Genomic DNA, 9803 nt, shown 5'->3' with positions numbered 1-9803 from the left:
CGGTTACATTCCGAACCCGGAAGCTAAGCCTTACAGCGCCGATGGTACTGCAGGGGGGACCCTGTGGGAGAGTAGGACGCCGCCGAACAATTCTTGAGGGAAGACCCCCGCACCGTACGGTGCGGGGGTCTTCTGCGTTTCAGGGCGGGATTCAGGACGGCTCGACCAGTCTCGTGTCGTAGGCCAGGATCACTGCCTGGATCCTGTCCCGGGAGCCCGTCTTGGCGAGGATGCGGCCCACATGGGTCTTCACCGTCGACTCCGCGAGGTGGAGGCGGGTGGCGATCTCCGTGTTGGTCCAGCCCTTGCCGATGACCGTGAGGATCTCGCGTTCGCGGTCGGTGAGGGAGGCCAGGCGGGGGTCGGGGAGAGGGGTGCCGGACCTGGCGGGGGCCGGGGTGGTCGTCGGGAGGCGGTGGGCGTAGGCGTCGAGGAGCCGGCGGGTCAGGCTCGGGGCGACGACCGCGTCTCCCGTGGCCACGGAGCGGATGCCGGAGAGGAGTTCCTCCGGCTGGGCGTCCTTGATGAGGAAGCCGGAGGCGCCCGCGCGCAGGCCGGCGTAGGCGTACTCGTCGAGGTCGAAGGTCGTGAGGATCAGGACGCGGGTGCGGTCGCCCGTGGCGACGATGCGGCGGGTGGCCTCGATGCCGTCGAGGCCGGGCATGCGGATGTCCATCAGGACCACGTCGGGGTGCAGTTCGGCCGTCATGCGGACCGCTTCGGCGCCGTTCGCCGCCTCGCCCAGGACCGTCATGTCGTCCTGGCTCTCCAGCAGCATGCGGAAGCCGAAGCGCTGGAGCGGCTGGTCGTCGGCGATGAGGACGGTGGTCACTGCGGGCTTTCCTCCGGGAGGTGCAGGTGGACGCGCCAGCCCCGTTCGGGGTGGGGGCGTGGGCCGGCCTCAAGTGTGCCGCCGTACAGGGCGGTTCGCTCGCGCATTCCCGGAAGGCCGCGGCCGTCGGCCGGGGCGGCCGCCCCGGGGTCGCCCGTGTCGGTGACGGTGACCGTGACGGCGCCCTTGTCGCCGTAGGAGAGGGCGATCTCGGCGGTGGCGTTCGGGCCGGCGTGCTTGAGGGTGTTGGTGAGGGCTTCCTGGATGACGCGGTAGACGGTGAGCTGGCGGCCCGCGGGAAGGGAGGGCCGGCCCTCGACCGTGGTGTGGACGGGGAGGCCCGCGGTGCGGACGCCGTCGAGGAGCTGGTCGAGGTCGGTGAGGGCGGGCTGAGGGGTCAGCTCGGCGGGGTGGGTCGTCCCGTCGTCCCGGAGGACGTCGAGGAGGCGGCGCAGTTCGTCGAGGGCCTGGCGGCTGGTGGTGGCGATGGCGTCCAGGGCCTGGGCGGCGCGTTCCGGGGACTTGGCGGCCGCGTACTTGCCGCCGTCGGCCAGGCCCGTGATGACGGAGAGGTTGTGGCCGATGATGTCGTGCATCTCGCGGGCGATGCGGGCGCGTTCGGCGGCGGCCGCCAGTTGGGCCTGCTGGTCGCGTTCGATCTCGAGGCGGCGGGCGCGGTCCTCCAGGGCCGCGGTGTGGTCATGCCGGGAGCGGACCGTGATGCCGATGAGCACTGCCACGACGATGGACGTCAGGTGGGAGCCGACCTGCTGGTTCCACTCGCCCTCGCCGTACCGGGCGACCGAGACGAGGACCGGGGCGGTCGTGAGGGCCGTCGCCCACCACAGGGCGCGCAGCGGGAGGCGCAGCGCGATGTGGAAGACGACGAGCAGTTGGAGCAGGGCCGCCTGGAGGAGGGCGCCGGTCCACGCGTTGGCCAGGGCGAACGGGGCCATGGCGAGGAGGACGGTGCCGGGGTGGGTGCGGCGCCAGAACAGGGGGACCGACAGGCCGAGGCTCAGGGTGAGGACGAGCCAGCCGGGGACGTCGAGGTTGGGGGCGGTGGTGCGCCAGCCTCCGCCGGCGTAGTCGACGAGGGCGGCCGTCACCCAGAAGCCGGCGCACTGCAGGTCCCACAGCAGCGGGTGGCGCCGGTCGAAGGCGCGTACCCGCCGGCTGATGCGCTGGACGTGCTCGGTGAGGGGATCCGCCCGTCGTTCTTCCGTCTCCTCCGTCACGGGCTCCATGATGCGGGGCGGGGGTGTCATGCGTCCCGGCGCCCGAGGGAGGTCGCGGCGGCGGCCGCGACCCCGCGGCCGGCCACCTCCACCAGCCCGGTGAGCCCCGGCACCTGCTCGATCCGGCTCTTCGGGACGCCGTGGGAGCGGGCGAGGACGCGCAGGTGCGGGCGGGCGGCGTGGGAGCGGCCGCCGACGGCGGTCCGTCCGCCGCAGCGCCTGGTGGGTTCCTGGGCCGTGATCATGCTTCGATGCTCGTCCGTGCGGGGGCGGCCGGCGTCGGACCGCGGGCGGTATTCGGGGTGAGGGCCGTGGTACCCCGGTACTACGGTGGCCGGCATGAGGAGCACACCCCGTGAGGACTATGCGATCAGGCCGGTGCGTGCCGAGGAGTGGCCCGCCGCCAAGGAGTTGCGGCTGACGGCGTTGCGGGATCCGGTGGCGCACCTCGCGTTCCTGGAGAGTTACGAGGACGCGGCGGGACGGCCCGACTCCTATTGGCAGGAGCGGACGGCGAGGGGCGCGGAGAGCGCGGGGGACGCGAGCGGGGTGCGGCAGTTCGTCGCCGAGGCGGCGGACGGGACCTGGGTGGGCACGGTCGCCGTGCTGATCGAGGAGGCCGGGGCGACGGACTGGGCCGGGTTCCCCGTCGAGCGGCGGCAGGGGCACCTCGTCGGGGTGTACGTGGCGCCCGGGCACCGGGGGAGCGGACTGACCGGGGCGTTGTTCGACGCCGCGCTGGAGTGGGCGTGGGGGCGCGGGGTGGAGCGGGTGCGGCTCATCGTGCATCCGCAGAACGCGCGGGCGCTGGGTTTCTACCGCAAGGCGGGGTTCGTGGAGAGCGGGGTGACCGTGCCGTTGGCGGGGAAGCCGGACGAGCACGAGCTGGAGATGGTCGTCGAGCGCCCGCGGTCAGACCGGTAGTTCGTCGTGCGGCCAGCGGGCGCGGCCCTGTTCGCGGGACCGGAGCAGGGCCAGGGTCGGCATGCCCCGGTCCGCCCCGGTGGCCAGCAGCTCCGGGAGCCGGGGAAGCGGAGCCACGGCCGCGACGTCGTCCAGGACGAGGGTGAGTGGTGGGTCGAGCCGACCGGAGGATGACCGTTCGGCCATGCGCCGGCCGTGCTCGACCACGTGCGAGGCGAGGGCCGTCAGCAGGGGCATCGCACCCGGGCTGGTGCGAGGGTCCTCGATGGATTCGCCCACTACGTAAAGCGTTCCCCCTTCTTGGATGAAGGAATCCAAGGCGAGGGCATCGGTTCGGTTGGGAGTGCAGGCCTCGCGGACGTTGACCGTGGACAGGGCGGACAGCGCGCGGGTGGTCAGCTGCTGGGCCATGTCCCGGCGCTCGGGGTGGGCGGTGAGGGCCGCTTCGAGTTCGCCCGCGGCGCCGGGTGCGGCCTTGGGGTGGGTGCGCAGGACGCGTACGGCGTCCTGGACCTGGGTGCCCTGGGCCCAGCGGTGGACGTGGCGGACGGTGCGGCCGTCGACGGCGGCGGCGTGCAGATAGCTCCGCAGGAGGAGTTCGGCGGTGTCGCCGACGGCCTGGTCGAGGCGTGAGGTGGGGCGGACGGGGGCGAGGAGCGCCGCCGCGCGTGCGGCGGCGGTGTGTCTCTCCTCGCAGCCCGTGGTGGGGGACCAGTGGAGGCGGGCCGGGGTGTCGCAGAGGTGGGTGGGGTCGTAGAGGTGGACGGGGCCCAGCTTGGCCCGGGCGTCCTTGGTGTCGTGCCAGAGCGTGGGGTTCGAGGTGAGGACGAGGGCGGGGCCCGCCGCGTCCCGTACGGCTCGGGTCGCGGTGGTGCGGCGGGCGTCCGGGGGGCCGTACTGCACCGAGCCTTCGGCGCGGTTCGTCTCCCACCCGCCCACCGGTTCCCCCGCGGACAGGAAGGCGGGTGCCGCTGTGCGCGGTGCCGTCGTCTGCCGGGACTCCGGTTCCGGTGCCGTCCTCGGCAGGGGCACCTCGTGCTGTGCCGGTGCCGAGGACGGCGCCGGTTCCGGCGGTGCGGCTGCCGCCGCTGTCCGGTCCGGTGCCGGTGCCGGTGTCCGCTCCGCGCGGCGTCGGGCGCGTACCGCCCTCCAGCGGGCCAGCGTGCCCATGACGAACACGGCCAGGACGGTCAGCAGCATCAGCTGGCTGATGAACAGGCCCCAGAACAGGCCGTAGCCCGAGAGGTCGGCCGCCGGCGTCCCGGGCCAGGCGGCGGGGAGGTCGTGCGGTTCGGCGACGAGGTGGCGCATGGCCAGGGGGGTGCGGGCGAAGGTGACGCCGGACGGCCAGGAGCCGTGGGCGAAGAGACCGGCGAGGCCCGTGGCCGTCCACACCAGCAGGGTCATGCCGAGGAGGAACGCGATGAGGCCGATCAGCAGCCCGTCCGGGATGCCGCCCTGGCCGGTCCGGTCGTGCCCGCGGTGATCGTCCGGTCTCACGCGTCCTCCCCGTACTCCCTCATCCCCGTGCCACCCCTGTGCCGTCCCTACGCCACCGTCGACTCGGAGTCCCCGACGTGCTGTTCCACGAAGGCCGCCGCGCGCTCCTCCGCCTCCCGTTCGGCGGCGCGCAGGGCGTCGTCGGACAGGTCGGCGGAGGACTCGGTCATCGCGCGGTCGGTGAAGACCAGCGGGCGTTCGGTCTCGGTGACCAGGTGTTTGACCACCTGGACGTTGCCGTTGACGTCCCAGACGGCGATGCCGGGGGTGAGGGTCGGGATGATCTCCACGGCCCAGCGGGGCAGGCCCAGGACCCGGCCGGTCGCCCTCGCCTCGTCCGCCTTCTGGGCGTAGATGGTGCGGGTCGAGGCCATCTTCAGGATGGCCGCCGCCTCCTTCGCGGCCGCTCCGTCCACCACGTCGGACAGGTGGTGGACGACCGCGACGAAGGACAGGCCGAGCCGACGGCCGAACTTCAGCAGGCGCTGGAACAGCTGGGCGACGAACGGGCTGTTGATGATGTGCCAGGCCTCCTCGACCAGGAAGATGCGCTTCTTCCGGTCGGGGCGGATCCAGGTGTGCTCCAGCCACACGCCGACGATCGCCATCAGGATCGGCATGGCGATGGAGTTGCGGTCGATGTGGGACAGGTCGAAGACGATCAGCGGCGCGTCCAGGTCGATGCCGACGGTCGTGGGGCCGTCGAACATGCCGCGCAGGTCACCGTCGACCAGGCGGTCCAGGACGAGGGCGACGTCCAGGCCCCAGGCCCGTACGTCGTCTATGGCGACGTTCATCGCCTCCGCCGACTCCGGTTCGGGGTGGCGCAGTTGCTCGACGATGTCGGAGAGGACCGGCTGGCGTTCGACGATGGTCTCGTTGACGTAGGCGTGGGCGACCTTGAGCGCGAAGCCGGAGCGCTCGTCCAGGCCGTGGCCCATCGCGACCTCGATGATGGTCCGCAGCAGGGCCAGCTGCCCGGTCGTCGTGATCGACGGGTCGAGCGGGTTGAGCCGGATGCCGTGGTCCAGGGCGGCCATCGGGTCCAGCCGGATGGGGGTGATCCCCAGTTCCTGCGCGATGAGGTTCCACTCGCCGACGCCGTCCTCGCCCTGCGCGTCCAGGACGACGACCTGGCGGTCGCGGAAGCGCAGCTGGCGCAGGACGTACGTCTTCTCCAGGGCCGACTTGCCGTTTCCCGACTCCCCGAGGACCAGCCAGTGGGGGGCGGGGAGCTGCTGGCCGTAGAGCTGGAAGGGGTCGTAGATGTAGCCCTTGCCGGAGTAGACCTCGCGGCCGATGATGACGCCGGAGTCGCCGAGGCCGGGCGCGGCGGTCGGCAGGTAGACCGCCTGTGCCTGGCCCGTGGACGTGCGCACCGGCAGCCGGGTCGTCTCGACCTTCCCGAAGAGGAAGGACGTGAAGGCGTCGGTGACGACGGACAGCGGATCCCGCATCTTGAGCTCAGCCCCTACCTTCGAATGCCGGTGGCGAACGGGAGTGTGTTCACGAAGGCCCGGTGGTGCTCGCGGTCGCACCACTCCAGTTTCAGGTACGACTTGCCGGCCGAGGCCCGTATGGTCCGCTTGTCGCGGGCCAGGGCCTCGGGGGAGCGGGAGGAGACGGTGATGTAGCCGACCAGGTTGACGCCGGCCGCGCCGCTGGCGAGGTCCTCGCCGCGCTGGTCGAGGCGGCTGTGGGCGGCGATGTCGCGCGGGTCGACGGTGCGGTTCATCTTGGCGGCGCGGGACGCCTCCGCCGCGTCGTTGGTCTTCTCGGTCAGCATGCGTTCGATGGCGATCTCGGTGGGTTCGAGGTCCATCGTGACGGCGACCGTGCGGATGACGTCCGGGGTGTGGACGAGGAGCGGGGCCAGGAAGTTGACGCCCACCGGGGTCATCGGCCACTCCTTGATCCAGGCGGTGGCGTGGCACCACGGGGCGCGGGTCGTGGACTCGCGGGTCTTGGCCTGGAGGTAGGTCGGCTCCATGGCGTCCAGCTCGGCCGGCCAGGCGTTGCGCTTGCTCATCGCCTGGATGTGGTCGATCGGGTGGTCCGGGTCGTACATGGAGTGGATCAGCGAGGACAGCCTGCTCTGGCCGAGCGGCTGCCGCACGCGGATGTCGGCCTCCTGGAGCCGGGAGCAGATGTCGGTCAGCTCGCGGGCCATGACGACGGCGAGCCCGGCGTCGCGGTCCACCTTGCCGCCGCCCTGGCCGCGCATGGCCCGCGCCATGGCGTTGGCCTCGGAGGCCAGCTCCCGCGTGTAGTGCATGCAGGCGACGAGGTACGCGCGGTGCTGCTCGCTGCTGGTCGACACCATCGACTGCAGCTGGTCGTACGACTGCTGCAGCCACGCCGGCGCCCGGTCGTCGCCGCGCACGGCGACGTCCTTGGCGTGGGCGTCGGGGTCGGCGGGCAGGGTGCGGGCGAGCATCTGGAGGCGGGTGACGAAGCCGTCGCCGTTGGCGACGTGCTTGAGCAGGGTGCCGAAGCGGTCGACGAGGGCCTCCTGGTCCTCGGAGTCGCGCAGGCCGACGCCGGGGCCCTCGATCTCGATGGCGGCGGTGACGGTCTTGCGGTCCGCGTGCAGCAGGACGGCGATCTCGTCCGGCCCGAAGGGCGCGGAGAGCCAGGTGATCCGTCCGATGCCGGGCGGCGGCCCGATCTCCACCTCGCGTCCGTCCAGCCGGGTGCCGGCCTCGGCGGCACCGGAGCGGTAGGTGGTGCCCCGGCGCACGGTGCGCTTGTAGCTGCGGTTGATCTCGAACCACTTGTAGAAGGTGCGGCCCCTGTAGGGCACGTACACCGCGGCCAGCGCCAGCATCGGCAGGCCGACGAGGAGCACGATCCGCACGGTCAGGACGGGGACGAGGAGTCCGCACATCATGCCGAGGAACGCGCCCACGACGATCAGTGCGATCTCTCCGGTCTCGCGATTGCGGCCGACGATCGCGTTCGGCCGGGCGCGGCCGATCAGATACGTACGGCGGGGCGTGACCGGATGGGACAGGTGGGACTCGGTCGTCAACGCCCTTCACCTCCCGTGCGGTTGGTACTGCTGTTGCGGGTGCTGCTGGCGTGGGGTGTGTTCACCGGGCTGCTGCTCGAGCGGGGTGCGGGTGCGGCGGAGGGGACGGATCCGCCGCCGGACGTGCGCGAGCTGTGCGCGGCGACTCCGCCGGAGGCGGGGTTGGAGGGGCGCGGGCCGGAGGACTGGACGCCTCCGCCGCCGTTGTGGTCGGTCCGGCTGCTGTGGGTCTTGATGCCCTGCGCGACCAGGGTCGCCGGGGAGCTGATGACCGCGGCGGCCTTGCCCTCGGCGCCCTGCATGATGCGGTTGTTGCGGGATCCGGCGATCTCGTCGCCGAAACCGGGGACGAAGCGGTAGATCATGGCGGAGGCGAAGATGGCGAGCAGGATGATCGCCAGTCCGGAGACGACGGCGGAGAAGGCGTCCGGTCCGTCGTCGGCGGACAGGGCCCCGGCGAGGCCGAGCACGATCACGATGACCGGCTTCACGAGGATCACCGCGATCATGATGCCCGCCCAGCGGCGGACGTGGCCCCACAGGTTCTTGTCGACGAGGCCCGCGTAGACGACGGTGCCGAGGAGGGCGCCGACGTAGAGCAGGGCGGCGCGGATGACCAGCTCCAGCCAGAGGACGCCGGCGGCGAGGATGGAGACCAGGGAGACGACGATCAGCATGATCGGGCCGCCGCCGATGTCCTCGCCCTTCTCGAGGGCGGCGGAGAAGGTGCCGAAGAAGGTGTCCGTCTGGTCGCCGGTCGCCTTCGCGAGGACGTCGGTGACGCCGTCGGTGGCCGAGACGACGGTGTAGAGGATCAGCGGGGTGAAGGCCGAGGCGAGCACGGTCAGCCAGAGGAAGCCGATGGCCTCGGAGAGGGCGGTGGTGAAGGGGACGCCCCGCACCGCCCGCTTGGCGACCGCGAGCAGCCAGAGGAGGAGGGTGAGGATCGTCGACGCGGCGAAGACGACGGCGTACTGCTTGAGGAACGTGTCGTTGGTGAAGTCGACTTCCGCGGTCTCCTGCACGGCGGCGCTGAGCTTCTCGACGGTCCAGGAGGCGGCGTCGGCGCAGCCCTTCGCCAGGGAGGCGAGGGGGTCGAGGGTGGTGGAGGGGTCGTTGAGGGTGCCGCTGGTTCCTTCACGGCTTCCGCTGCCTTCGCCTCGTTCGCAGTAGTCCTTGGCGGGGCCGTGGATCAGGTCGCAGGGGTCGTTGCTCTCCGTCGGCGTCGGCGTAGGCGTCGGCGTCGGCGTGGGCGCAGCGACGGCATGCGTAGCGGAGAGGACGGCTGTCGCCTGTACGGCCGCGACGACGCCGGTCAGTCCGAGTAGGCGGCGGTTAGCGGGCATACGTGAACCCTCCATACTCCTCGACGGCCTTTGCCATCTCGTCGGCGCTGGAAGCCCGCTGATCGCCGGGAACCGGCGCTGGGCCATCCTTCTGGGAATGGGTCACGATCTTCCAGTCGTCGTCGGTCCACTCGAGCTGCATGGTGATGGTGAACCAGCTGTTGGTGACTGGGTTGGTGGAACTTTCGCCCGCGAGGCCCAGGAGGCCACTGCACCAGACCTCGACCGTCGCGGTGTCGGCGGACGACTCGGTGACCTTGGTACCGATCGGGTTCGTGCGTGAGACGAACGTGAAGCCCTTCGGCGTGGTGCCGTCCTCGTTCAGGCCCACGTTCTTGTTGAACTCCGGCGTGTACGCCTTGTCCAGCGTCACCTCGAAGTCCGTGACACGGGCGGGGACGATGATCGCCTGCAGTATGGCGTCACGCCGGGCCTTGTCGAACATCTCGGCGGAGCCGAGCACCACCGCGTAGTTCGCCGCCGCGCTCTCCGCCCCCTGGCGGTCATGGGTGAAGCCCGAGGGGATCCCCGCCGACTTCGAGGCCACCGGCTTCTTCCCCGAAGGGGCCGTCGCCGCCGCCTTGGGGGAGTCGCCGGAGTCGTCCGAGGAGGGGGAATCGTCTCCGCCGCGGTTCGCGAAGGCGATCGCGGCGATGAGGAGGACCACCACGCCGACGACCGTGACCAGGCTGCGCGACGACGAACGGCCGCCTCTGCGCGTGTGGCCGTACGGGTCGCCGCTCCTTTCCGGCAGGCGGGTGCGGGTCTGGCCCGTGCCGCCGTACCCACCGGAGGTCTCGTGCTCGTCTCCGAGACTCATGCCGCGTACGCCCCCTCAGCGTCGTGCGGAAACACCTCGTGCTCCGTGTACTCCACGTACGACGGTAGCCGTGCTGGTTCCCGCGCGGGCGCGGTGTGGTGACTGGACATCA

Annotated in this window: 9 protein-coding genes and 1 rRNA gene; 2 read left to right on the top strand and 8 right to left on the bottom strand. The window is 71.7% G+C overall.

The features are described 5' to 3' along the window. Positions 1-88: ribosomal RNA gene (gene rrf, locus FHS37_RS22490) — 5S ribosomal RNA — on the top strand; the annotation flags it as partial. A gap of 63 nt (positions 89-151) precedes the next feature. On the opposite strand, the gene FHS37_RS22485 is transcribed toward rrf, so the two are convergent. The 3 genes from FHS37_RS22485 to FHS37_RS22475 are packed head-to-tail and all read right to left on the bottom strand — an operon-like array spanning position 152 to position 2315. Beyond that, the gene (locus tag FHS37_RS22485) at positions 152-832 is read right to left on the bottom strand and encodes a response regulator (RefSeq protein WP_184824066.1); all 681 of its coding nucleotides are present in this window, start codon (positions 830-832) and stop codon (positions 152-154) included. Next, complete coding sequence (locus FHS37_RS22480; protein ID WP_184824130.1) at positions 829-2079, bottom strand: sensor histidine kinase; 1251 nt, start codon at positions 2077-2079, stop codon at positions 829-831. The genes FHS37_RS22485 and FHS37_RS22480 overlap by 4 nt, the downstream gene beginning before the upstream one ends. A gap of 17 nt (positions 2080-2096) precedes the next feature. Beyond that, positions 2097-2315, bottom strand: coding sequence for a hypothetical protein (locus FHS37_RS22475; RefSeq protein WP_184824064.1), 219 nt, complete (start codon positions 2313-2315; stop codon positions 2097-2099). A 94-nt stretch (positions 2316-2409) separates the two neighbouring features. Between FHS37_RS22475 and FHS37_RS22470 the strand changes: the two genes are divergently transcribed. Beyond that, the gene (locus FHS37_RS22470) at positions 2410-2994 is read left to right on the top strand and encodes a GNAT family N-acetyltransferase (protein WP_184824063.1); all 585 of its coding nucleotides are present in this window, start codon (positions 2410-2412) and stop codon (positions 2992-2994) included. Here the strand turns inward: FHS37_RS22470 and FHS37_RS22465 are convergent. From FHS37_RS22465 to FHS37_RS22445, 5 genes are read right to left on the bottom strand one after another with little or no spacing between them, the layout of a single operon-like run. Next, positions 2983-4494, bottom strand: a complete 1512-nt coding sequence (locus FHS37_RS22465; RefSeq protein ID WP_184824061.1) for a TraM recognition domain-containing protein — start codon at positions 4492-4494, stop codon at positions 2983-2985. The genes FHS37_RS22470 and FHS37_RS22465 overlap by 12 nt on opposite strands. 47 nt (positions 4495-4541) lie before the next feature. Next, positions 4542-5951, bottom strand: coding sequence for an ATP-binding protein (locus FHS37_RS22460; protein ID WP_184824059.1), 1410 nt, complete (start codon positions 5949-5951; stop codon positions 4542-4544). 14 nt (positions 5952-5965) lie between these two features. Beyond that, positions 5966-7525 (bottom strand): SCO6880 family protein, encoded by a 1560-nt coding sequence (locus tag FHS37_RS22455; protein WP_184824057.1) that lies wholly within the window; start codon positions 7523-7525, stop codon positions 5966-5968. Further along, a complete protein-coding gene (locus tag FHS37_RS22450) occupies positions 7522-8871 on the bottom strand; it encodes a hypothetical protein (protein WP_184824055.1) in 1350 nt (449 codons plus the stop codon). The genes FHS37_RS22455 and FHS37_RS22450 overlap by 4 nt, the downstream gene beginning before the upstream one ends. After that, positions 8861-9691, bottom strand: a complete 831-nt coding sequence (locus tag FHS37_RS22445) for a DUF8175 domain-containg protein (RefSeq protein WP_184824053.1) — start codon at positions 9689-9691, stop codon at positions 8861-8863. The genes FHS37_RS22450 and FHS37_RS22445 overlap by 11 nt, the downstream gene beginning before the upstream one ends. Between the last annotated feature and the right edge of the window lie 112 nt (positions 9692-9803).

Source organism: Streptomyces griseomycini (assembly GCF_014203535.1).
Classification (GTDB): domain Bacteria; phylum Actinomycetota; class Actinomycetes; order Streptomycetales; family Streptomycetaceae; genus Streptomyces; species Streptomyces griseomycini.
Note: the sequence above shows the minus strand (reverse complement) of the source record. Positions and strands in the feature narration are given on the sequence as shown.